Origin of the sequence: Micromonospora sp. NPDC023888 (assembly GCF_040639415.1) — a bacterium.
GTDB lineage: Bacteria > Actinomycetota > Actinomycetes > Mycobacteriales > Micromonosporaceae > Micromonospora.
In genome coordinates this window covers 15,440-37,656 of sequence record NZ_JBEZZW010000056.1, presented here as the reverse complement: position 1 = coordinate 37,656, position 22,217 = coordinate 15,440, and the positions used below count along the sequence as shown (strand labels likewise).

The following is a 22,217-nucleotide window of genomic DNA, read 5'->3' as shown; positions in this document are numbered from 1 at the left end:
GCGCCCCCGCGACGGGCGCGGCGAGCGACGAGCGCGGCGAGCGACGCGGGTCAGAGGCGGTTGCCGACGCGCCCTTCGGCGTGGTTCTGGGAACTACATGCTGGAGATGTCACCCTGCTTGGCGCGGACGGCTTCGGCGGCCTCCAGGAGGCTGGCGCGCTCGTCGGCGTCCAGGTCGGTCTCGACGACCCGCTTGACGCCCTCGGCGCCGATCTCGGCCTCGACCCCGAGGTAGACACCGGAGATGCCGTACTCACCGTCGACCCAGGCGCAGACCGGCATGACCTCGCCGGAGTCCTCGGCGACGGCCTTCGCCATCCGGGCCGCGGCGGCGGACGGGGCGTAGTACGCCGAACCGGTCTTGAGCAGCGCGACCACCTCGGCGCCACCGTTGCGGGTCTTGACGACCAGCTCCTCGATCTGCTCGGCCGGCATCGCGTCACGCAACGGCTTGCCGTTGACGGTGCTCTTCGACGGAACCGGGACCATGGTGTCGCCGTGCGAGCCCAGGGTCAGCGTGCGTACCGACGCCACCGGCACGTTCAGCGCCTCGGCGACGAAGTTGCTGAACCGGGCGGTGTCGAGCATGCCGGCCTGGCCGAGCACCCGGTTTTTCGGGAACTGGGTGGCGAGCTGCGCCAGCGCGGTCATCTCGTCAAGCGGGTTGGAGACCACGATGACGACGGCGCTCGGGGCGTACTTGGCGACGTTCTCGGCGACCTGCCGGACGATCTTCGCGTTGGTCTCCAGCAGGTCCATCCGGCTCATGCCGGGCTTGCGCGCCAGACCGGCGGTGATCACGACGACGTCGGAGCCCTCGATGGCCTCGTAGCCCTCACCGTTGGGACCGGTGGTGACACCTACCACCTTGGTCTCGAAGCCCTCGATGGCCCGCGACTGGTTGAGATCGAGCGCGAGACCCGCGGGCTTGCCCTCCACGATGTCGGTGATCACTACGGTGTCGAAGACGTCGTACTCGGCCAGGCGCTGTGCGGTGGTGGAGCCGTAGAAGCCAGCCCCGACGACAGTGACCTTCTTACCCATGGTCGTCCCACTCCCTGATACCAGTCGGTTTTCCGGACCGTATCAGTCATCCTGGCACCGATCGGGCCAGGGGCGGACGGTTACGGCCCTACACCTCAACCGCGCTCCGCGCGCTCCACGACGTTGGTGAGCAGCATGGCCCGGGTCATCGGACCCACGCCGCCCGGCATGGGGACCAACGCGCCGGCCGTCTCGGCCACCTCCGGGTCCACGTCACCTGTGTAACGGCCCTTGCCGTCCGCGCCGATCACACGCGTGATGCCGACGTCGACCACTACCGCACCCGGGTTGATCATGTCGGCGGTGAGCAGGCCCGGTACGCCGGCCGCGACGATGACGATGTCGGCGGCCCGGGTGTGCGAGGCGAGGTCGAGGGTGCCGGTGTGGCAGAGGGTGACCGTGGCGTTCTCGCTGCGGCGGGTGAGCAGCAGGCCGAGCGGTCGGCCGACGGTGTTGCCCCGACCGACCACGGCCACGGTGGCGCCACGCAGGGCCACGTCGTGGCGGCGGAGCAACTCGACGATGCCGCGCGGGGTGCAGGGCAGCGGGCCGTCGTAGCCGAGCACGAGCCGGCCCAGGTTGACCGGGTGCAGGCCGTCGGCGTCCTTGTCCGGGTCGATCAACTCCAGCACCCGCTGGGTGTCGAGGTGGGCCGGCAACGGCAGTTGGACGATGTAACCGTGGCACGCCGGGTCGGCGTTCAGCTCGGCCAGCACGTCGTCGACCTGCTGCTGGGTGGCGTCGGCGGGCAACTCGCGACGGATCGAGGCGATGCCCACCTCGGCGCAGTCGCGGTGCTTGCCGTTGACGTACGCCTGGCTGCCCGGATCCGCGCCGACCAGGACCGTGCCCAGCCCGGGGGTGATGCCGCGTTCCGCGAGTGCCTTCACCCGTATCCGCAGCTCGTCCTTGATCTCCGCCGCGGTTGCCTTGCCGTCCAGAAGCGTCGCCGTCACGACCAGATCGTCTCACGGCCGCCGCCCCGGCGTTCGGACGACCTCACCTGGACGACCCCGCCACCGGTTGGCCGCCGTCGACAACATGTGACTTTCCGTAAGGTGGCGCTAGTCACTCTCAGTGACAGGCAGTGGAATCCGTCACCGCTGAACCAGACACGGCGGCGGAGGGTGGCAGGGACCGGACGGCGGGCCGAGAGTGCATCAGGATGACTGATCCTGGCCCAACAGGCGCATCGGTCGACCGAATATTTGCAGTTCGGAGATGTTTGAACCGCATTCCGCTAGCAGATCGGTCGGCTGCCAGCAAGCCCGGAGGTGCCGGACCGTTACCCACCCGCAACCGCCTCGTTGCCGAAGGCTGACCCTCGACCTACCGTTGCCGCTTGTTGCGCAGCGTAACCCAGCGTCGGGCCTGACTGCGCAGCGTGAGGAGATGAGGAGGCTCAATGCGAGTTCGTAGACTCGCCGCCTGGACCGCCCTCCCGCTCGCGGTGACGCTGGGCCTCGCGGCCTGCGGCAGCGGCGGAGACGGTGGATCCGGCGGCAGCGGCACGTCGGCGGTCAGCATTCAGATCGCCGAGCCGAAGCACCTGGTTCCCACGAACACCACCGAGACGTCCGGGTCGCAGGTGCTCGCCGGCCTGTTCAGCCCGCTCGTCGACTACGACGCCCAGAACAAGCCGTACGAGGTCGCGGCCCAGTCGGTGACCTCGTCCGACAACAAGACCTGGACGATCAAGCTCAAGGACGGCTTCACCTTCCACAACGGTGAGAAGGTCACGGCCCAGAACTACATCAACGCCTGGAACTACGGCGCGTACGCCCCCAACGGTCAGGACACCAACGCGTTCTTCGACAAGATCGTTGGTTACGCGGACCTCCAGGGCAAGGCACCGAAGGCCAAGGAGTTGTCCGGGCTGAAGAAGGTCGACGACGCCACGTTCACCGTGACGCTGTCGGAGCCGTACATCGACTTCAAGACCACGCTGGGCTACAACGCGTTCTTCCCGCTGCCGGACGCCGCGTTCTCGGCTCCGGGCGTGCTCAAGGACGGCTACGAGCAGGCGCCGATCGGGCAGGGCCCCTTCAAGATGAAGGGCACCTGGCAGCACGACAGCAAGATCGATGTTGAGCGCTACGACGCGTTCCCGGGCGAGAAGCCCAAGGTCAAGGACGTGGAGTTCCGGATCTACCAGCAGCTCACCGCGGCCTACGCGGACGTTCAGGCGGACAACCTGGACGTGCTGCCGACGATCCCGACCGAGAGCCTGAGCACCGCGCCGAGCGACCTGGGCGACCGGTACCAGACCAGCCCGATGTCGTCGTTCCAGTTCCTCGCGTTCCCGACGTTCGACAAGGACTACAGCAAGCCGGACGTGCGTAAGGCCATCTCGATGGCGATCGACCGTGACGAGATCACCAAGTCGGTCTTCAAGGGCTCGCAGACGTCGGCGCGCTCCTTCGTCTCGCCGGTCCTGCCGGGCTACCGGGAGAACACCACTGGCGCGGCGGGCCAGTTCAACCCGACCGAGGCCAAGAAGCTCTACCAGGCCGCCGGCGGCCCGTCGAAGATCGTCATCTCCTACAACGGCGACGGCGGTCACAAGGACTGGGTCGACGCCACGGTCAACCAGCTCAAGGCCAACCTCGGTGTGGACGCTGTCGGCGTTGCCGAGCCGAAGTTCGCCGACCTGCTCACCAAGGTCGAGAAGAAGCAGCCGGTGGGTGCGTTCCGGATGGGTTGGGTCATGGACTACCCGACCATGGAGGACTACCTCGGCCCGCTGTACAGCACCAACGGCTCGTCGAACTACTACGGCTACAGCAACCCGGAGTTCGACAAGCTGGTCAAGGAGGGTGCCGCCGCCAAGACGCAGGACGAGGCGATCGCCAAGTACCAGCAGGCGGAGGACATCCTGGCCAAGGACATGCCGGTGATCCCGCTCCGCTTCGGCGAGAACGTGTTCGGCCACTCGTCCAAGGTCAAGAACGTGGAGATGGACCTGTTCCAGCGGGTCAACCTCGTCAAGATCGAAGCGGCCAGCTGAGCTGACCATGGTGCGGGCCACCCGGGCGACGACGCCCGGGTGGCCCGACCGCACCACCGGGGCCGGGTCGCGGGTAGCGGACCCGGCATCGGTGGTGCAGGCTTCCCCGGGCCGGACGGCACGTCTCGGATATTTCGGGTACGACCAGAGATGCCGTCCTGCGACCCTTTCGCACATTTCCGGAGAGACTGCTAAGCATGTTCCGCTACATCTTGCGGCGCCTACTGCAGATGGTCCTGGCGTTCTTCGGGACCACCCTGATCGTCTACGCGCTGACATTCGCCGGGCAGGGCGACCCCATCCAGGCGCTCGCCGGTGAACGGCCGGTGACGCCGGCCCAACGGGCCTACCTGACCGAGAAGTACCACCTGGACGCCACCGGGGTCGGCGGCTTCTTCTACCGCTACTTCGACTACGTGAAGAACCTGCTCCAGGGAAACCTGGGCGAGTCGCTCACCGGTCGGAACATCGGCGACATCCTCCAGCAGGCCTGGCCGGTCACCGTCCGGCTGGCGCTCATCGCGCTCGCCGTGGCGATCATCTTCGGGGTCACCGCCGGTGTGCTCGCCGGTATCCGCCGGGCCAGCATCTTCGACAACTCGACGCTGGTGCTGACCCTGCTGGTGCTGGGCATTCCGACCATCGTGCTGGCACCGCTGGCGCAGTACTTCCTGGGCGTCAGGTGGCAGCTCTTCCCACCCACCGCCGGCTCCGACCCGACGTTCTACGCGCTCCTCCTGCCGGGCATCGTGCTCGGCTCCCTGTCGCTGGCGACCGCGCTGCGGCTCACCCGGGCCTCGGTGGCGGAGAACCTGCGCGCGGACTACGTCCGGACCGCCCGGTCCAAGGGCCTGGTCAAGCGACGCATCGTCGTCGTCCACGTCCTGCGCAACTCGCTCATCCCGGTGGTCACCTTCCTCGGCGTGGAACTGGGCAACCTGATGAGCGGCGCGATCATCACCGAGGGCGTCTTCAACATCCCCGGCGTGGGCTTCAACCTCTTCCGCGGCATCCGCACCGAAGACGGCCCCCTGGTGGTCGGCATCGTCAGCGTGCTCGTCGTGGTCTACCTGCTCTCGAACCTGGTGGTGGACGTCCTGTACGCCGTACTCGACCCGAGGATCCGCTATGAGTGACTTTGAGACGGTGGCGGCCACCGAGAACCAGGCCGCGCGGCGTGGCCCCTCGGGTGAGCCGGGCACGCCCAACCAGGTCGGCGCCGCGAACAAGCCCCGCAGCCTGGCCGGCGACGCCTGGCGCGACCTGCGCCGCAATCCGATCTTCTGGATCTCGCTGGCGCTGGTCGTCATCTTCACCCTGATGGCGCTGCTCCCCGGCGTGTTCACCGCCAACAACCCGAACGACTGCCTGCTCTCCCGGCAGCACGCCGGGCCGTCCGGCGGGGCCATCTTCGGGTACGACTTCCAGGGCTGCGACACGTACTCCCGGGCGGTCTACGGCACCCGCGCCTCGCTGCTGGTCGGCGCGCTCGCCGCGCTCGGCACCGGGATCATCGCGTTGGTGATCGGCATGCTTGCCGGTTACTTCGGCCGCTGGGTCGACGCGGTGCTCTCCCGGGTGATCGACGTGGTGCTCGGCATCCCGCTGCTGCTGGCCGCGATCGTGCTGCTCAAGCGGGTGTCCAGCGACAACCAGTGGGCTCGGATCGGCGCTGTCGTCTTCGTGCTGGCCCTGCTCGGCTGGACCACCGCCGCCCGCGTGGTCCGCTCCTCGGTGATCACCGCCAAGGAGCAGGACTACGTCGCGGCGGCCCGGATGCTCGGCGCCGGCAACAGCCGGATCATGTGGCGGCACATCCTGCCGAACTCGCTGGCCCCGGTCATCGTCGTGCTGACCATCGCGCTCGGCTCGTTCATCGCGGCCGAGGCGACGCTCTCCTTCCTGGGCATCGGTCTGAAGGCGCCGACCATCTCGTGGGGTCAGGACATCGACACCGGCCGCATCCACATGCGGGAGGCCGCCACGCCGCTGATCGTCCCGTCGGCATTCCTCGCGCTGACCGTGCTGGCGTTCATCATGCTCGGCGACGCGATCCGTGACGCCTTCGACCCGAAGCTGCGGTGAGAAACTCATGACCGTCCAACCCACACCCGCCTCCGTCACGCCCGAGGGCGGCCACCTGCTGGAATTGCGGGACCTGCACGTCGAGTTCCGCACCAACGAGGGCGTAGCCCGGGTGATCAACGGCGTGTCCTACCACCTGGACGCCGGCGAGACGCTTGCCGTGCTCGGCGAGTCCGGCTCGGGCAAGTCGGTCACCGCTCAGGCGATCATGGGCATCCTGGACACCCCACCGGCGTTCGTCCGCTCCGGCCAGATCCTCTACCAGGGTCAGGACCTGCTCACCCGCTCCGAGGAGCAGCGTCGGCAGGTACGCGGCACGGAGATCGCGATGATCTTCCAGGACGCGCTCTCCGCCCTGAACCCGGTGTTTCCGGTCGGCTGGCAGATCGGCGAGACGCTGCGCCAGCGCGCCGGGATGTCCCGGGCCGACGCCCGGCGGCGCGCCATCGAGCTGATGGACCTGGTCAAGATCCCGGGGGCCGCCAAGCGGATCGGCGACTACCCGCACCAGTTCTCCGGCGGCATGCGGCAGCGCGTCATGATCGCCATGGCGTTGGCGCTGGACCCGAAGGTGCTGATCGCCGACGAGCCCACCACCGCGCTCGACGTGACAGTGCAGGCCCAGATCATGGACCTGCTGGCCGACCTGCGCCGGGAACGCAACATGGCGATGATCCTGATCACCCACGACCTGGGTGTGGTCGCCGGTGTCGCGGACCGGATCGCGGTCATGTACGCCGGCCGGATCGTCGAACACGCCGACGTGCGCTCGCTCTACAAGGCGCCCGCCCACCCGTACACGAAGGGTTTGTTGGAGTCGATCCCGCGCCTGGACGTCCGGGGTGCGGAACTGTCGACGATCAAGGGGTTGCCGCCGAACCTGATGCGCATCCCGTCCGGCTGCCCGTTCCACCCCCGGTGCCCGTACGTCCAGCAGGTCTGCGTGGACGTCGTACCGCACGACCTGGTCCTCGGCGACGGCCGGACCAGCGCTTGCCACTTCGCGCAGGAGGTCCGTGATGACAGCGTCGCCCGCTAACCCCACGAAGGTCCGCGGCGAGACGATCCTCTCCGTCGACAACCTGGTGAAGCACTTCCCGATCACGCAGGGCGTCCTCTTCCAGCGGCAGATCGGCGCGGTCAAGGCCGTCGACGGGGTGAGCTTCGAGCTGCGGCGGGGCGAGACGCTGGGCGTGGTCGGTGAGTCCGGTTGCGGCAAGTCCACCCTCGCCCGGCTGCTGATGCGACTGGAGACGCCCACCTCCGGCCGGGCCACCCTGGAAGGCCGGGACCTGTTCAAGGCCTCCGGGGGTGAGCTGCGTCGGGTCCGCCGCAACATGCAGATGGTGATGCAGGACCCGTACACCTCACTGAACCCGCGGATGACCGTCGGCGACATCATCGGCGAGCCGTTCGAGATCCACCCGGATGCCGCGCCGAAGGGCAGCAAGGCCAAGCGGGTCCAGGAGCTGCTCGACCTGGTCGGGCTCAACCCGGAGCACATCAACAGGTACCCGCACCAGTTCTCCGGCGGTCAGCGCCAGCGCATCGGCATCGCCCGCGCCCTGGCGCTGAAGCCCGACGTGATCGTCTGCGACGAGCCGGTGTCGGCGCTCGACGTCTCCATCCAGGCCCAGGTGATCAACCTGCTCAAGCAGCTCCAGGACGAGCTGGGGCTCTCGTACATCTTCATCGCCCACGACCTGTCGGTGGTGCGGCACATCGCCGACCGGGTGGCGGTGATGTACCTCGGCCGGATCGTGGAGATCGGCACCGAGGACGAGATCTACGAGCGGGCCACCCACCCGTACACCCAGGCTCTGCTCTCCGCGGTGCCGGTCCCGGACCCGGAGGCCCGCGACCAGCGCAACATGATCCGGTTGGTCGGCGACGTGCCGAGCCCGGCCGACCCGCCGAGCGGGTGCCACTTCCGGACCCGGTGCTGGAAGGCCCAGGACATCTGCGCAGTGGAGGACCCGGCAACGGTCCCAAGAGCGGCCGACCCGCACCCGTCGGCCTGCCACTTCGCCGAACTCCGCCCAGCCCTCCCGGCCTGACCGGCCATCCCACCACGGTGATCATGGGGTTGACGGGCGACAAGCCGGACGAGCCGGCCCGTCAACCCCATGATCAACGCCGGGTCAGTGGAAGAAGTGGCGGGTTCCCGTTAGGTACATCGTTACGTTGGCCTTCTTGGCCGCGGCGATGACCTCTTCGTCGCGGATGGAGCCGCCGGGCTGCACGATGGCGCGGACTCCGGCGTCGATGAGGATCTGCGGGCCGTCGGCGAACGGGAAGAACGCGTCCGAGGCGGCGACCGAACCCCTCGCCCGGTCGGCGCCGGCGCGGGTGACCGCGAGCTGCGCCGAGTCGACCCGGTTGACCTGACCCATGCCGACCCCGACGGTGGCACCGTCCTTGGCGAGCAGGATCGCGTTGCTCTTCACCGCGCGGACCGCCCGCCAGGCGAACGCGAGGTCCCGCAACAGCTCCTCGTCGGCGGCCTCGCCGGTCGCCAACCGCCAACTCGCCGGGTCGTCGCCGGGGGCGTTCACCCGGTCGGCGACCTGGGCCAGCACGCCACCGGTCACCTGCCGCAACTCCACCAGCGCCGGCTTCCAGGCCGGTGCCCGCAGCAGCCGGACGTTCTTCTTGCCCTGCAACACCTCGACCGCGCCCTCGTCGAAGCCGGGGGCGACCACCACCTCGGTGAAGATCTCGGCGGCCTGCCGGGCCAGCTCGACCGACACCGGCCGGTTGACAGCGATGACGCCGCCGTACGCCGACACCGGGTCGCAGGCGTGCGCCTTGCGGTGCGCCTCGGCCACGTCCGCGCCGACCGCGATGCCGCACGGGTTGGCGTGCTTGATGATCGCCACCGCCGGCTGGTCGGCGAAGTCGTTAGCGGCCCGCCAGGCGGCGTCCGCGTCGACGTAGTTGTTGTACGACATCTCCTTGCCGTGCAACTGCTCGGCCTGGGCCAGCCCCGCCGGGGCGTCCGGGTCGGTGTAGAGCGCGGCGGGCTGGTGCGGGTTCTCGCCGTAGCGCAGCGCTGTCGACTTGCGCAGCGCCAGCCCCGCGAACTGCGGCCACCAGTCGTCGGCGGGTGCCAACTCCTGGGCGCACCACCGGGCCACCGCCACGTCGTACTCGGCGATGTCGGCGAACGCCCGGGCGGCAAGCGCGCGACGCTGGGCCAGAGTGAAGCCACCCTCGCCGAGCGCGCCGATCAGCGCCGGGTAACCGGCCGGGTCGGTGAGCACGGCGACCGAGGCGTGGTTCTTGGCGGCGGCCCGCACCATGGCCGGGCCACCGATGTCGATCTGCTCCACGCACTCCTCGACGCCGGCGCCGGACGCGACTGTCGCCTGGAACGGGTAGAGGTTGGAGACCAGCAGGTCGAACGCCGCCACGCCCAGCTCGTCGAGCTGCGCCACGTGCGTGTCCTTGCGCAGGTCGGCGAGGAGACCCGCGTGCACCTTCGGGTGCAGGGTCTTCACCCGGCCGTCGAGCACCTCGGGGAAACCGGTAACCGTCTCCACCGGCGTGACCGGTACCCCGGCGGCGGCGATGGTGCCCGCGGTGCTGCCGGTGGACACGATCTCCACGCCGGCCGCGTGCAGGGCCTGGGCCAGCTCGACCAGCCCGGTCTTGTCGTAGACGCTGACCAGCGCCCGCCTGATCGGGCGGCGCCCGTCCTGAGTGGAACTCACGGAACCGTGACCTTCCTTCCGGTGATGGTCCAACCTTCGCGGACCAGCCGACCGACCTGCTCGACGAGCTGGCGCCGTTCGGCTTCCTTGATGCGCTCGGTGAGCGTGTCGACGTCGTCGTCGTCGAGCACCGGCACCGCTACCTGCGCGACGATCGGCCCGGTGTCCATGCCGGCGTCGACGAAGAAGAGGGTGGCCCCGGTGAGCTTCACGCCGTAGGCGAGAGCGTCCCGCGGACCGTGGATACCGGGGAACGCCGGCAGCAGCGTGTTGTGGGTGTTCAGGTAGCGGTCCCCGAAGGCGGCGAGGAACCGCGGGCCGACCAGCTTGAGGAAACCGGCGGAGATGACCAGGTCGGGTTGGTGCTTCGCGACGTGCGCGGTGAGCGCGGCGTCCCACTCCTCCCGGGTGTCGTGGTCCCGGACCCGCTCGACGAAGGTCGGCACCCCGGCCGCCTCGGCCCGGTCCAGGCCCGCGATGCCGTCGCGGTCCGCGCCGACCGCGACGACCTGCGCGCCGTACGCGGGGTCGGCGGCGGCGTCCAGCAACGACTGGAGGTTGCTTCCGGAGCCGGAGATGAGGACGACGATGCGGGCGACAGGCGCGGGCTCGGTCACCGGGCCACCCTATCGGGCAGGTCAGGACGCCCATCCGCTGGGCGGTGCGCGGATCTTCGACGGGCCGACGAGCACCGACCCGGTACGCTGCCGCTCGCTCGGGCCGAACGTCCCGTCGACCCGCGCCCCGGCGCTGGACCGACCCGCGGAACTGGTCGAGAAGGGCCTTTTCTGCGCTTCGGGAAGGATGTCCCCCGGTTGCTGCACTGGGCATCGGGAGGACTGACCGCGATCATGGATGGCAACAAACAGCAGTAACTGACGGAACCAGTCCAAGGAGCTTTTGAATGCAGCCCGGTAACCCCGGTCAGGACCCGTACGGCCAGCAGCCCAACCAGGACCCGACCGCCCCCCAGCCGCCAGCCGCCCCGTACGGCCAGCAGCCCACCTCCGGCCAGCCGTACGGCCAGCAGGATCCGTACGCGGCACCGCAGGCCCCGTACGGCCAGCAGCCCACCTCGGGGCAGCCGTACGGCCAGCAGCCGCCGTACCAGGACCCGTACGGCCAGCAGCAGCCCCAGTACGGCGGCGGCCCGACGTACCCGAACGCCGGATACCCGCAGGCCGCGGGGCAGAACAACACCCTCGGCCTGGTGTCGATGATCCTCGGTATCGCGTCGATCCCGCTGCTGTGCTGCTTCTACCTGGGCATCCCGGTCGGCATCGCGGCCGTGGTCACCGGTTACCTCGCCCGGCAGAAGGTCGCCCAGGGCCAGGCCAACAACGCCGGGCAGGCCAAGGCCGGCCTGATCTGCGGCGCGGTCGGCGTCGGGCTCGGCATCCTGTTGATCATCCTTGTCGTCGTGGCACAGGTGGTCACGCTGCCCGGCCAGGCCTGACCAACTCGGTGTCGACGGGGCGCTCCGGATTCGTCCGGCGCGCCCCGCGCTCGTCCACCCGCCCGGAGACGCGGCTGGGCGGCCCGGCCTACTGGGCGGGGGCCCGGGTGAGCGCTCGGGTGGCCGCGGCACCGAGCAGTGCGCCGACCGCTATGACACCTGTCGCCACCGCCCCGACCTGCCAGCCCACCGGCCCGACCTGCGCCAGCCGACCGGCGCCGAGCGACCCGCCGGACACCGCGGCGGCCATGCCGAGCAGCATCCCGGCCACCGGCCCGGCCAGCGCCGCCGGCACCAGCACCTCGGCCCAGCGCTGCGGGGCCCGCTCCGGCCCGGCGAGTCGAGCCACCCGGCGGGCGAGCAACCAGCCGGCGACCATCCCGGCCAGCACCGGCACCGCGAGCAGGAGAGCGCCGAAGCCGTCCACCGGACCTCGCGGCAGGCCGGCGAGCAGTGGAACGGCCGGCAACGCGCCGACCGACACCTCGCTGGTGCGGACCGCGGTGTCGGTGCCGACCGCGAAACCCGGCCCGAGCAGGTAGCTGGCCGACCAGACCGCCGCGTTCGGCGCGTACGCGGCGCTGACCAGTGTGATCCCGGCCTGCCCGGCGACCCCGGTCCGGTACGCGCCGATCATGTCGGCCGCGTCGCCGCCGCCGGTGGCCACCGCCAACCCCGCCGCGCCGGCGCCCGCGCCGAGCAGCAGCAGCCCGGCCACCAGGCCGGTGCGCACGCCGTCGCGCACCGCGCCCGGCAGCCGGGTGACGAGCAGCCGGGTGACCGCGGTGACGCGGGTCGCGCCGACAAGCGCGGCGAGGGTGCCGACAACCGCGAACGTCGCTCCGGCCCGGATCACCGACACGTCCGGTCCGTCGGTGCCGACCAGCACCGCCGCGAGCGCGCCGAGCAGCGCGTACGCGATGCCGACCGCGCCCGCGGCGAGCAGCGCCCGACGCGGCGAGCGGGTGTCGCGGGCGCCCATCGCGCGGCTGACGTGCACGCCGGCCCGGGTCAGCCGCCACAACGCGAGCACGGTCAGCGCCAGCGGGGCGAGCCCGAGCGGACCGGACGTGGTGTGCAGCGGCACGCCGTGCCCGAGCAGCCAACCGGCCAGCGCGGTGCGCAGGGTGTTGGTCAGAGTGCTGGAATCCGTGCCGAGCTGGACCAGGCCGAGCACGAGGGCGACCGGCAGGTAGGCGGTGAGCGCGGCCCAGCAGGCGGCCACCCCGGCGGCGACGGGCAGCGGCGCCCGCCCGCGCGGCGACCCGCCCGCGCGGGGCGCGGGCACCCGTCGGGCCGGTGCGGCACGATCGACCGGCCGGTCGTCGGCGCTCACACCGCCGGGACGGCTGGGACGGTCAGGGGTGACGGGGGACATCCGCTCTACTCTGGCACGTCGGGAGGGCGGTGGCAGTCCGTTAACCCATCCGAAGGGCGACGAGTTGACCGAAGCAGGGCCCCGGCGACCCGGTCCGGTCTAGCCTCGGCCAGAGGGGGCGCGAGTCGCCGCCGCCCGAGTCGGGTCCGCCGGTCATGGCCCGGCCGGCTCGCCGCCCACGACCGCCCGGAGGAAGCTGTGACGACGCCATACCCGCCGCCCCCGCCCCCACCGGCCCGGGGACGGGACCGGACCACGCTCTGGGGTGTGCTGGGCATCGTGCTCGGGCTGATCTGCTGCGGCATCCTGGGCATCATCTTCGGTTACCTGTCCATCCGGGACGCCCGCCGGTACGGGCAGTCGCCGCTGCTCGGCTACCTCGCCATCGTGTTCGGCGTGATCAACATCATCGGCGGGGCGATCCTCCGCGCGACCGGCAACTACCCGTTCTGGAACAACGACTGACAGGCGACGAGCGCGCGTACGCCGAAGGGGGTCGACCGTGACCGGTCGACCCCCTTCGGTGTTGCCTGGCCGGCTCAGTTGCCGGACATGATCTCCCGCATCAGGTTCGCGGTCTCGGTCGGCGTCTTGCCGACCTTGACCCCGACCGCCTCCAGCGCCGCCTGCTTCGCCTCGGCGGTGCCGGCCGAGCCGGAGATGATCGCCCCGGCGTGACCCATGGTCTTGCCGGGCGGGGCGGTGAAGCCGGCGATGTAGCCGACCACCGGCTTGGTGACGTTCGCCTTGATGAACTCGGCGGCACGCTCCTCGGCGTCGCCACCGATCTCACCGATCATCACGATGGCGTCGGTCTCCGGGTCGGCCTCGAACGCCGCCAGGGCGTCGATGTGGGTGGTCCCGATGATCGGGTCGCCGCCGATGCCGACGCAGGTGGAGAAGCCGATGTCGCGCAGCTCGTACATCATCTGGTAGGTCAGCGTGCCGCTCTTGCTGACCAGGCCGATCCGACCGGAGCCGGTGATGTCGGCCGGGATGATGCCGGCGTTGGACGCGCCGGGCGAGGCGATGCCGGGGCAGTTCGGCCCGATGATCCGGGTCTGCTCGCCCTTCGCCACGTTGTACGCCCAGAACGACGCGGTGTCGTGCACCGGCACGCCCTCGGTGATCACCACGGCCAGGCCGATCGCGGCGTCGATCGCCTCGACCACAGCGGCCTTGGTGAACTGCGGCGGCACGAAGATGACAGTGACGTCGGCCCCGGTCTCGGCCATCGCGTCGGCGACCGACGCGAAGACCGGCAGCTCGGTGCCGTCGAAGTCGACAGTCTGGCCCGCCTTGCGCGGGTTGACGCCGCCCACCACGTTGGTGCCGGCGGCGAGCATCCGCCGGGTGTGCTTGGAACCCTCGGAGCCGGTCATCCCCTGAACGATGACCTTCGAGTCCTTGGTCAGCCAGATAGCCATGATCAGACCCCCGCCGCTGCCAGCTCGGCGGCCCGCTCGGCCGCACCGTCCATGGTGTCCACCCGCTGCACGAGCGGGTTGTTCGCGCCGTCCAGGATCGCCCGGCCGGCCTCGGCGTTGTTGCCGTCGAGACGGACGACGAGCGGCTTGGCGACCTGCTCGCCGCGCTGCTCCAGCAGGGCCAGCGCCTGGATGATGCCGTTGGCGACCTCGTCGCAGGCGGTGATGCCGCCGAAGACGTTGACGAAGACGCTCTTCACGGCCGGGTCGGAGAGCACGATCTCCAGCCCGTTCGCCATCACCGCGGCGCTCGCGCCACCGCCGATGTCGAGGAAGTTGGCCGGCTTGACGTTGCCGTGCCGCTCCCCGGCGTACGCGACGACGTCGAGGGTCGACATGACCAGACCCGCGCCGTTGCCGATGATGCCGACCTCGCCGTCGAGCTTGACGTAGTTGAGGTCCTTGGCCTTGGCGGCCTGCTCCAGCGGGTCCACCGCGGCCTGGTCGACGAGCGCCTCGTGGTCCGGGTGCCGGAACGCGGCGTTCTCGTCCAGGCTGATCTTGGCGTCGAGCAGCAGCATCCGGCCGTCGCCGTTCTTGGCCAGCGGGTTGACCTCGACAAGCGTGGCGTCCTCGGCGACGAACGCCTGCCACAGGCCGACAGCGATCTCGACCACCTGGTCGGCGACCTCGGCCGGGAAGCCGGCAGCGGTCACGATCTCGCGGGCCTTGGCCTCGTCCACGCCCTTGACGGCGTCGATCGGGGCCTTCACCACCTTGTCGGGGGTGTCGGCGGCGACCTGCTCGATGTCCATGCCACCGGCCACGCTGGCGATGCAGAGGAAGGTGCGGTTCGCCCGGTCGAGCAGGTACGAGAAGTAGTACTCCTCGGCCACGTCCGCGGTCACCGTGATCATGACCTTGTGGACGGTGTGGCCCTTGATGTCCATGCCGAGGATGTCGGTGGCGCGGGCCACCGTCTCCTCGGCGCCCTCGGCCAGCTTGACGCCGCCGGCCTTACCTCGGCCGCCGACCTTCACCTGCGCCTTGACGACCACGCGACCGCCGAGGCGTTCGGCGATCGCACGGGCCTCTTCCGGGGTAGTGGCGACGCCGCCGGCCAACACGGGCAAGCCGTGCCGCTCGAACAGGTCCCGCCCCTGGTACTCGTACAGGTCCACGATTGCGCGTCCCGTCCCGTCTCCGCGGCGCGCCGTCGCGCCGCCACCAGCGTTCAAAAAACAGTTTGACGCCTGTCATCAGTTGAAACAGGCCATTGGCCGCAGCCTAGCGAGGTCGGCACCGCCGGCAACCGAGCGGGTGCGCGGTGTGCGGTAATGCACAACCGGACATCGGGAGCGGCCGGTTGCGGCCATGACTCGGGCCGCATCCACCGTCCGGGCGATGTTGCCCTGGTTGCGTAACCCGGCCGTGGGGGCGTCGTTGAGTCATTTGTCGGAGCGCTGAAGAGCGCGATGACGGGAGACGGCCGATGCCCTGTCGGTCGAGGGGTGGCGGCGGGGCATCGTGCATAGAGGGGCCGGACGTGTGAGGGGTGCGTCCGGCCCCTCCCCCGTGCCCAAATCCGTTCGCGCAGCAGGTCGGCGCGCCTTTCGCGCAGCAGGTCGGCGCGCCTCAGGAAACCGGCTGCGCCACGTTCTCCCGGACCCACTCGACGATCGCCTGAGTGGTGGCGCCCGGCGTGAAGATCTTTGCGACGCCCAGCTTTTCCAGCTCGGGAATGTCGCCGTTCGGAATGATGCCGCCACCGAACACGACGATGTCGCGGGCATCCCGCTCACCGAGCAGTTCCAGCACCCGCCGGAAGAGCGTCATGTGCGCGCCGGAGAGGACGGACAGGCCGACCGCGTCGGCGTCCTCCTGGATGGCGGTCTCCACGATCTGCTCGGGGGTCTGGTGCAGGCCGGTGTAGACGACCTCCATCCCAGCGTCCCGCAGTGCGCGCGCGACGACCTTCGCCCCCCGGTCGTGGCCGTCCAGACCGGGTTTGGCGACGACGACCCGAATACGAGAGCTCATCAGCGCACACCTTTCACCGGCTTCACGGCCTTCACCTTAACGAACGGTAACCCGGCGTACCCGGCCCTTGAAATCCGGGCTCCGCAACCCGTCACCGGCCGGCGGGACCACGGCCAGCCGGGAGAGGGCCACCGGGGCGACCCACACCGCCCCAGCGTGGTCCGACCCGGCCCGCAGTCAAGCCGGACGACTCCGCCGGATCGGTCACGCTCGGCGACGAACGGGCAGCAACAGGGGCACCGTTCGGCGTCACGATGCGTGACAATCACGGACGCAAACGGACAGATCGACACGCCAATTTGGCGGTCTAGCTTGTGACTCGTCTGGTGGTTGGCTAACGTGTCCACGGTTGTCATCAGGTCCATGGACGGGTGACGACGCGGTCAGCGGACGTTCACTGGAGCTTCACGAACGTCCACCGGCCGCTTCGGAACCCCGACAACGGAGGGTGTGCGTGCGCCAGCGCCTGTCGTCTGAGCCCGATCGATATCGCGGTCGTCGCCGCGTTCCCACCCCACCGCGCAGCCGTTACGCCGCTGTCGTCACCACCGCTTTCGTCGGAGCCGGCATCGTCGCGCTCGGTGCCAGCGCCCTGCCGGACGCCAAGGACGTCAGCCCGAAGGTGCTCGACGAGCTCAAGCAGGCGTCGGTCACCAGCCAGGACGTGGCGGCCCGTGCGGACAACGCCGACCGCGCCTCGCGGGACAGCCGCAACAAGGACAGCGCCGAGCCCGAGGTGTGGCTGCTGCCGCTGCAGGGCTACGACTTCAACTCCCCCTACGGGATGCGCTGGGGCAAGATGCACACCGGCGTCGACCTGGTCGCCGGCGAGGGCACGCCCTATGTGGCGATCCACGACGGCCTGGTCACCAAGGCCGGCTGGTTCGGCGGGTACGGCAACGCCGTGATCGTTCAGCACGCCGACGGCAGCGAGGCCATCTACGGCCACTCCTCCGCGGTGAGCGTCAAGGAAGGCCAGCAGATCAAGGCGGGCGACCAGCTCGGCCTGGTCGGCCAGACCGGCCACGCCTACGGCACCCACCTGCACCTTGAGATCCATGTCAAGGGCAAGCCGATCGACCCGGTGCCGTTCCTCCAAGACCGCGGAGTGGACATCAAGCTGCAAGTCGAGGCAATTTACAGCGAGGTAGCGGGTTCCTGACGCTGCGTACCGACCGTTGACCGCCCGGATCTGTCGATCCGGGCGGTTTTTCGTCGGCCGATGTCTGCCAGGTCACAGCGGAGAATGTGAGCCGCGACACCCTGCCGCATGATCACTTTTACGGTCGTAGCGCCGCAGAGCGGGTCATACCCGGGCAGGCCAGCAGCCATCCGTCGCCCGGCCACCCGGTCCCCGTACCGCCCCCGGCTCGGCCCGACACCAGTATTTCGAGGTCAAGTGCCCCTCGACTGTGAAGGTCCGCCGTGCAGGAAGACAGCCCCGTCCAGAACGAGAACACCCCCGACACCGCCCCGACCGAGCAGCCGCAACGCCCCCGCCGGCGCAACCGCCTCGTCGTGCTCGGCGCAGCCGCTCTGATCGCCCTCGGCCTCGGTGGCGTCGTCGTCGCCACCACCGGCACCGACCACCCGGCGCCCACCGCCGTCTCCCTCGACGCGCAGTCCCGCAACGAGGCCGCCAGCCGGGCCGACCGCTCCGCCCGCGAGTCGAGCACGCCGGTCACCCCCTCGGCCAGCCCGTCCGCGACGAGCGCCAGCCCGGCACCCACCAAGACGGTCGCCGCGAAGGCCGAGCCCAAGCCGAAGCCGAAGAAGACCACCAAGCCCACGCCCGCCTGGGTCGACCCGATGCCGGGAGCAACTGTCACCTCCTGCTACGGGCAGCGCTGGGGAACCCTGCACGCCGGCATCGACCTGGCGCTGCCCTCCGGTACGCCGATCCGCGCCGCAGCCGCCGGCACCGTGACCCAGGCCGGTGACGCCGCCGACGGGTACGGCAACTCCGTCTTCATCGACCACGGCACCGGGTACCTGACCCACTACGCCCACCAGAGCCGCATCGCGGTCACCGTGGGGCAGCGGGTCAAGGCCGGCCAGATCATCGGCTACGAGGGCGCAACAGGCGACGCCACCGGCCCGCACCTGCACTTCGAGGTGCACCAGGGCATGTGGAACCAGATCGACCCGGCCCCGTTCATGCGGGCGCACGGCGTGGACCTGGGCTGCTGAGCGACCTCGATGAGGACTACGCGGGGTCCGCGGCCCGCAGCCGCGGCCACCGCTGCTCGGTCCAGGCCCGCAACAGCCACTCCATCGGCCCGTACCGGAACCGGGCCAACCACGCCGCGCTGGCGGCGAGCTGCACACAGTAGATCGCGACCGCGATGAGGACGACGACCGGGGGCGCGACGGCACCGGCGAGGCCCAGCCCGACGCCGGTGAAGACCAGCACGCAGAGCAGCGACTGACCCAGGTAGTTCGACAGGGACATCCGGCCGGCCGGGGCGAGTACGGCGGCGACCCGCCGCCCCCGGTCGGTCTGGAAGAACTGGAGCACGGTGGCGGCGTACGCGGCCGCGAGCAGTGGCGCGGTGAGCACACCCACCGTCAGCCCGGTCAGGTTGGCGGTGCCGCCGCCCGATGCGAAGACCACCGCACCGGCCAGGCCGATCGGATAGCCCAGTTGCTGCACCCGGCGCAGGAGCTGCCGGTTCCCGACGACGTCGGTGAGTAGCCGCCGCCGCCCGGCCGCGTAACCGAAGAGGAAGGCCGAGAGGGCGAGCGGCCCCTGCACGAGGAGCGTGCCGACCATCGCCGGAAGCTGGCGTACGTGCTCGGTGATCAGCGAGCCGAACCCGCCCTGTAGTGCCTCGGTGGACCGCTGCCCCGCCGCCAGTGCCGTCGCCGGATCGGTGACCAGTTGGGTCCCGCCGACGGCGGCGAGCGCGAGGACGAAGCCGATCCCGCCGGTCAGCAGTACGGCGACGCGCAGCGCGGTCCCGACGCGGGCTCCCCGCATGGCGAGCAGGACCAGACCGAGCAACGCGTACGTGACCAGGATGTCGCCCTGGAACAGCAGCACCGCGTGCAGGATGCCGAGCACGAAGAGCCCGGCCAGCCGTCGCCGGAACCGTGGGGCGATGTCGACGCCGCGCCGCGCGGCGGAATCGAGTTGGAGCGTGAAGCTGTAGCCGAACAGGAAGGAGAAGAGCAGGTACGCCTTCATCGCCAGGAGCAGCTCGACCAGCCACAGGACCACCTGGTCGCCCCACGAGTCGTGCGCGGGATCCGGAACCAGGTGGAAGGGATAGCCGGAGGCGAAGAAGGCGATGTTGACGACCAGGATGAGGAGCAGCGCCACGGCGCGCAACGCGTCGACGTCGACGATCCGGGGGAGCGTCCCGGACGACGCTCGGTTTTCGACGGGCGGGCCCTTGATGGAGTGGCTCACGTGACAACCTCCGGCACGGACAGGGGTCGTGTTCGATGACTGTCCTGTGACCCTACGAAGCGGCTTGTCCGGGTGACAGCCGGTGAGCGGGAGGGTCGCCGGTGGGGTAGGCCCTACCCATCAGGAGAGAGCGGCCTCGCATCGGCGGAGGCCGCTCTTTTCCGAAAGGTCGTGCGGGTCCGGGTGAGGTCAGAGCTTGTCGACCGGGGCGTGCCGCAGCACCAGCCACATCGTCTGGTCACCGAAGTCGATCTGCGCGCGGGCGCCCGGGCCGTGCCCCTCGACGGCGAGCACCCGGCCCAGCCCGTACCGCTGGTGGTTGACCCGGTCGCCGGCTGCCACCTTCGGACCCTGCGGCAGCTCGCTGGCCGTGGTCAGCCGGCTGGCGTCCACGCCGAGCCGCTGGGCCAACTGGGCCGCCTTCGGCGTGCCCCCGGTGAAATTGCCACGCGCGCCGGGCGCGCGGTCCGCACGGCCGCCGACGCCGCCGCCCCCGCCAGCCCACGAGGTGTACGACCCCTCGGTGCGCTCCCAGTGCACCAACTCGGTCGGCAACTCCTCCAGGAACCGCGACGGCGGGTTGTAGGACGGCTGCCCCCAGGCTGATCGGGTCACCGCGCGGGAGAGGTAGAGCCGCTGTCGGGCGCGGGTGATGCCGACGTACGCCAGCCGGCGCTCCTCCTCCAGCTCCCGGGTGTCGCCAAGCGAACGCAGGTGCGGGAAGACGCCGTCCTCCAGCCCGGTCAGGAACACCACGGGGAACTCCAGCCCCTTGGCGGTGTGCAACGTCATCAGGGTGACCACGCCCTGGTGGTCGGGGTCGTCGGAGGGGATCTGGTCGGCGTCGGCGACAAGCGCCACCTGCTCCAGGAAGCCGGCCAGGGTGGCCCGCTCCCCCTCCTCGCCAAGCGCCTCGATCCGCTCGGTGTACTCCCGGGCGACGCTGACCAACTCCTGGAGGTTGTCCACCCGACCGGCGTCCTGCGGGTCCAGGCTCTCCTCCAGCTCGGTGAGATAGCCCGAGCGGGTCAGCAGCGCCTCCAGCACCTCCTCCGGGGTGCCGGTCTCGGACAGCTCCCGGGCGCCGTCGAGCAGCGCCACGAAGTCGGCGATGCCGTTGGCCGCCCGGCTGGAGATGCCCGGCGCCTCCCGGGCCCGGCGCAACGCCGCGCCGAACGAGATCCGGTCGCGGCTGGAGAGCGCCTCGACACACGCTTCGGCGCGGTCGCCGATGCCCCGCCGGGGGGTGTTGAGGACCCGCCGCAGGCTCACCGTGTCGTCGTCGTTGACCACCGAACGCAGGTACGCCAGTGCGTCGCGGACCTCCTTGCGCTCGTAGAAGCGCACCCCACCGACCACCTTGTAGGGCAGGCCGACGCGGATGAACACCTCCTCGAAGACGCGGGACTGGGCGTTGGTGCGGTAGAAGACCGCGACGTCGCCGGGTCGGGTCTCGTCGGCGTCGACCAGCCGGTCGATCTCCCGGGCCACCCAGTCGGCCTCGGCGTGCTCGGTGTCGGCCACGTACCCGACGATCCGCTCACCGGCGCCGGCCTCGCTCCACAGCCGCTTGGGCTTGCGGGAGGTGTTGCGGTCGATCACCGCGTTCGCGGCGTTGAGGATGGTCTGGGTGGAGCGGTAGTTCTGCTCCAGCAGGATCGTCCGGGCGTTCGTGAAGTCCCGTTCGAACTCCAGGATGTTGCGGATCGTCGCACCCCGGAAGGCGTAGATCGACTGGTCGGCGTCGCCGACCACGCACAGCTCGGCGGGCTCCAACCCGTCGGTGCCGGAGACCAGTTCCTTGATCAGCACATACTGGGCGTGGTTGGTGTCCTGGTATTCGTCCACCAGCACGTGCCGGAACCGCCGACGGTAGCTCTCCGCGACGTGCGGGTGGGACTGGAGCAGGTGCACCGTCGTCATGATCAGGTCGTCGAAGTCCAACGCGTGCGCCTCACGCAGCCGGCGCTGGTAGAGCGTGTACGCCTCGGCCAACGCCCGCTCGTTGGGCCCGGTGGCCCGCGCCGCGAACTGCTCCGGGTCGACCAGCTCGTTCTTGAGATTGGAGACCTGGGCGGCCAGCCCGCGCGCCGGGTAGCGCTTCGGGTCGAGATCGAGCTCGCGGGTGACGAGCTGCATCAGCCGGCGGGAGTCGTCCGCGTCGTAGATCGAGAACGTCGACTTGAGGCCGGCGTGCTCGTGCTCGGCGCGCAGGATCCGGACGCACGCGGAGTGGAACGTCGACACCCACATCAGGCGGGCCCGGGGACCCACCAGCGCGGCGACGCGCTCCTTCATCTCGCCGGCCGCCTTGTTGGTGAAGGTGATGGCGATGATCTCCCCGGGATGGACGTCCCGTGCGGCGAGCAGGTAGGCGATCCGGTGCGTGAGCACCCGGGTCTTGCCGGACCCGGCGCCGGCCACGATCAGCAGCGGCGATCCGGCGTGGCTGACGGCGTCGCGCTGTGGCCCGTTCAGCCCGGCGAGCAACTGCTGCGGATCGAGACGCGCGGGGGCCGGCCCGGGTCGGTGCGGGCGGGCCGGCGCGGACTCCGGCGCAGGCGGGGACGCGGGAATGTCGAAGAGAGGATGCATCGCCCGACAAGTCTATGCCGCCGGTCGGACACTCCCCCGCCCGCTGCGCCGAGGCGCGAG

The 22,217-nt window shown here is 70.4% G+C and carries 19 protein-coding genes; 9 read left to right on the top strand and 10 right to left on the bottom strand.

All coding sequences use genetic code 11. The annotated features are described in order from the left end of the window. Nucleotides 1-93: 93 nt before the first annotated feature. Nucleotides 94-1,044 (bottom strand): malate dehydrogenase, encoded by a 951-nt coding sequence (locus AB0F61_RS31900; RefSeq protein ID WP_357817402.1) that lies wholly within the window; start codon nucleotides 1,042-1,044, stop codon nucleotides 94-96. A gap of 95 nt (nucleotides 1,045-1,139) precedes the next feature. Further along, entirely contained in the window at nucleotides 1,140-2,000 is an 861-nt protein-coding gene (locus tag AB0F61_RS31895; RefSeq protein WP_088950132.1) for a bifunctional methylenetetrahydrofolate dehydrogenase/methenyltetrahydrofolate cyclohydrolase, read from the bottom strand. A 449-nt stretch (nucleotides 2,001-2,449) separates the two neighbouring features. On the opposite strand from AB0F61_RS31895, the gene AB0F61_RS31890 reads away from it, so the two are divergent. The 5 genes from AB0F61_RS31890 to AB0F61_RS31870 all read left to right on the top strand — a co-directional run bounded on the left by AB0F61_RS31890 (nucleotide 2,450) and on the right by AB0F61_RS31870 (nucleotide 8,193). Next, nucleotides 2,450-4,051 (top strand): ABC transporter substrate-binding protein, encoded by a 1,602-nt coding sequence (locus AB0F61_RS31890; protein ID WP_357817399.1) that lies wholly within the window; start codon nucleotides 2,450-2,452, stop codon nucleotides 4,049-4,051. Nucleotides 4,052-4,248: 197 nt separating this feature from the next. After that, entirely contained in the window at nucleotides 4,249-5,187 is a 939-nt protein-coding gene (locus AB0F61_RS31885) for an ABC transporter permease (protein WP_357817397.1), read from the top strand. After that, complete coding sequence (locus tag AB0F61_RS31880; RefSeq protein WP_357817394.1) at nucleotides 5,180-6,136, top strand: ABC transporter permease; 957 nt, start codon at nucleotides 5,180-5,182, stop codon at nucleotides 6,134-6,136. The genes AB0F61_RS31885 and AB0F61_RS31880 overlap by 8 nt, the downstream gene beginning before the upstream one ends. Before the next feature lie 7 nt (nucleotides 6,137-6,143). Continuing rightward, nucleotides 6,144-7,175: an ABC transporter ATP-binding protein gene (locus AB0F61_RS31875; protein ID WP_357817391.1), complete on the top strand. Its 1,032-nt coding sequence runs from the start codon at nucleotides 6,144-6,146 to the stop codon at nucleotides 7,173-7,175. Continuing rightward, entirely contained in the window at nucleotides 7,156-8,193 is a 1,038-nt protein-coding gene (locus tag AB0F61_RS31870) for a dipeptide ABC transporter ATP-binding protein (protein ID WP_357817388.1), read from the top strand. The genes AB0F61_RS31875 and AB0F61_RS31870 overlap by 20 nt, the downstream gene beginning before the upstream one ends. Nucleotides 8,194-8,277: 84 nt before the next feature. On the opposite strand, the gene purH is transcribed toward AB0F61_RS31870, so the two are convergent. Continuing rightward, nucleotides 8,278-9,849 carry a bifunctional phosphoribosylaminoimidazolecarboxamide formyltransferase/IMP cyclohydrolase gene (gene purH, locus AB0F61_RS31865; RefSeq protein WP_357817385.1) on the bottom strand — a complete coding sequence of 524 codons (1,572 nt, stop codon included), beginning with the start codon at nucleotides 9,847-9,849 and terminating at the stop codon, nucleotides 8,278-8,280. Further along, entirely contained in the window at nucleotides 9,846-10,466 is a 621-nt protein-coding gene (purN, locus tag AB0F61_RS31860; RefSeq protein ID WP_357817383.1) for a phosphoribosylglycinamide formyltransferase, read from the bottom strand. Before purN ends, purH begins: the two co-directional genes overlap by 4 nt. A gap of 287 nt (nucleotides 10,467-10,753) precedes the next feature. Here purN and AB0F61_RS31855 point away from each other — a divergent pair, with 287 nt between their 5' ends. Further along, the gene (locus AB0F61_RS31855; protein ID WP_357817380.1) at nucleotides 10,754-11,305 is read left to right on the top strand and encodes a DUF4190 domain-containing protein; all 552 of its coding nucleotides are present in this window, start codon (nucleotides 10,754-10,756) and stop codon (nucleotides 11,303-11,305) included. An 88-nt stretch (nucleotides 11,306-11,393) separates the two neighbouring features. Here the strand turns inward: AB0F61_RS31855 and AB0F61_RS31850 are convergent, their stop codons facing one another. Further along, nucleotides 11,394-12,683, bottom strand: coding sequence for a DUF6350 family protein (locus AB0F61_RS31850; protein WP_357817377.1), 1,290 nt, complete (start codon nucleotides 12,681-12,683; stop codon nucleotides 11,394-11,396). 198 nt (nucleotides 12,684-12,881) lie between these two features. On the opposite strand from AB0F61_RS31850, the gene AB0F61_RS31845 reads away from it, so the two are divergent. After that, nucleotides 12,882-13,148 (top strand): DUF4190 domain-containing protein, encoded by a 267-nt coding sequence (locus tag AB0F61_RS31845; RefSeq protein ID WP_179780945.1) that lies wholly within the window; start codon nucleotides 12,882-12,884, stop codon nucleotides 13,146-13,148. Between the two features lie 74 nt (nucleotides 13,149-13,222). Here the strand turns inward: AB0F61_RS31845 and sucD are convergent, their stop codons facing one another. The 3 genes from sucD to AB0F61_RS31830 all read right to left on the bottom strand — a co-directional run bounded on the left by sucD (nucleotide 13,223) and on the right by AB0F61_RS31830 (nucleotide 16,150). Next, nucleotides 13,223-14,110 (bottom strand): succinate--CoA ligase subunit alpha, encoded by an 888-nt coding sequence (gene sucD / locus AB0F61_RS31840; RefSeq protein WP_357817375.1) that lies wholly within the window; start codon nucleotides 14,108-14,110, stop codon nucleotides 13,223-13,225. A gap of 2 nt (nucleotides 14,111-14,112) precedes the next feature. Further along, on the bottom strand, nucleotides 14,113-15,291 hold the full coding sequence (gene sucC, locus AB0F61_RS31835) for an ADP-forming succinate--CoA ligase subunit beta (RefSeq protein WP_357817372.1): 1,179 nt from the start codon (nucleotides 15,289-15,291) through the stop codon (nucleotides 14,113-14,115). A gap of 454 nt (nucleotides 15,292-15,745) precedes the next feature. After that, on the bottom strand, nucleotides 15,746-16,150 hold the full coding sequence (locus AB0F61_RS31830; RefSeq protein ID WP_088987674.1) for a cobalamin B12-binding domain-containing protein: 405 nt from the start codon (nucleotides 16,148-16,150) through the stop codon (nucleotides 15,746-15,748). A gap of 454 nt (nucleotides 16,151-16,604) precedes the next feature. Between AB0F61_RS31830 and AB0F61_RS31825 the strand changes: the two genes are divergently transcribed. Both AB0F61_RS31825 and AB0F61_RS31820 read left to right on the top strand, forming a co-directional pair. Then, nucleotides 16,605-17,312 carry a M23 family metallopeptidase gene (locus AB0F61_RS31825; protein ID WP_357817369.1) on the top strand — a complete coding sequence of 236 codons (708 nt, stop codon included), beginning with the start codon at nucleotides 16,605-16,607 and terminating at the stop codon, nucleotides 17,310-17,312. A 263-nt stretch (nucleotides 17,313-17,575) separates the two neighbouring features. Beyond that, nucleotides 17,576-18,340, top strand: a complete 765-nt coding sequence (locus tag AB0F61_RS31820) for a M23 family metallopeptidase (protein ID WP_357817365.1) — start codon at nucleotides 17,576-17,578, stop codon at nucleotides 18,338-18,340. Nucleotides 18,341-18,356: 16 nt separating this feature from the next. Here AB0F61_RS31820 and AB0F61_RS31815 read toward each other — a convergent pair whose 3' ends face one another. Beyond that, nucleotides 18,357-19,562, bottom strand: coding sequence for a DUF418 domain-containing protein (locus AB0F61_RS31815; RefSeq protein ID WP_357817362.1), 1,206 nt, complete (start codon nucleotides 19,560-19,562; stop codon nucleotides 18,357-18,359). Between the two features lie 189 nt (nucleotides 19,563-19,751). After that, nucleotides 19,752-22,157, bottom strand: coding sequence for a DNA helicase PcrA (gene pcrA, locus AB0F61_RS31810; RefSeq protein WP_357817359.1), 2,406 nt, complete (start codon nucleotides 22,155-22,157; stop codon nucleotides 19,752-19,754). Nucleotides 22,158-22,217 lie beyond the last annotated feature (60 nt).

Coding starts and splice junctions, on each gene's coding strand:
- AB0F61_RS31900 (WP_357817402.1), bottom strand. CDS start 1,044: ATGGGTAAGAAGGTCACTGTCGTCGGGGCTGGCTTCTACGGCTCCACC.
- AB0F61_RS31890 (WP_357817399.1), top strand. CDS start 2,450: ATGCGAGTTCGTAGACTCGCCGCCTGGACCGCCCTCCCGCTCGCGGTG.
- AB0F61_RS31885 (WP_357817397.1), top strand. CDS start 4,249: ATGTTCCGCTACATCTTGCGGCGCCTACTGCAGATGGTCCTGGCGTTC.
- AB0F61_RS31880 (WP_357817394.1), top strand. CDS start 5,180: ATGAGTGACTTTGAGACGGTGGCGGCCACCGAGAACCAGGCCGCGCGG.
- AB0F61_RS31875 (WP_357817391.1), top strand. CDS start 6,144: ATGACCGTCCAACCCACACCCGCCTCCGTCACGCCCGAGGGCGGCCAC.
- AB0F61_RS31870 (WP_357817388.1), top strand. CDS start 7,156: ATGACAGCGTCGCCCGCTAACCCCACGAAGGTCCGCGGCGAGACGATC.
- AB0F61_RS31855 (WP_357817380.1), top strand. CDS start 10,754: ATGCAGCCCGGTAACCCCGGTCAGGACCCGTACGGCCAGCAGCCCAAC.
- AB0F61_RS31850 (WP_357817377.1), bottom strand. CDS start 12,683: ATGTCCCCCGTCACCCCTGACCGTCCCAGCCGTCCCGGCGGTGTGAGC.
- sucD (WP_357817375.1), bottom strand. CDS start 14,110: ATGGCTATCTGGCTGACCAAGGACTCGAAGGTCATCGTTCAGGGGATG.
- AB0F61_RS31830 (WP_088987674.1), bottom strand. CDS start 16,150: ATGAGCTCTCGTATTCGGGTCGTCGTCGCCAAACCCGGTCTGGACGGC.
- pcrA (WP_357817359.1), bottom strand. CDS start 22,157: ATGCATCCTCTCTTCGACATTCCCGCGTCCCCGCCTGCGCCGGAGTCC.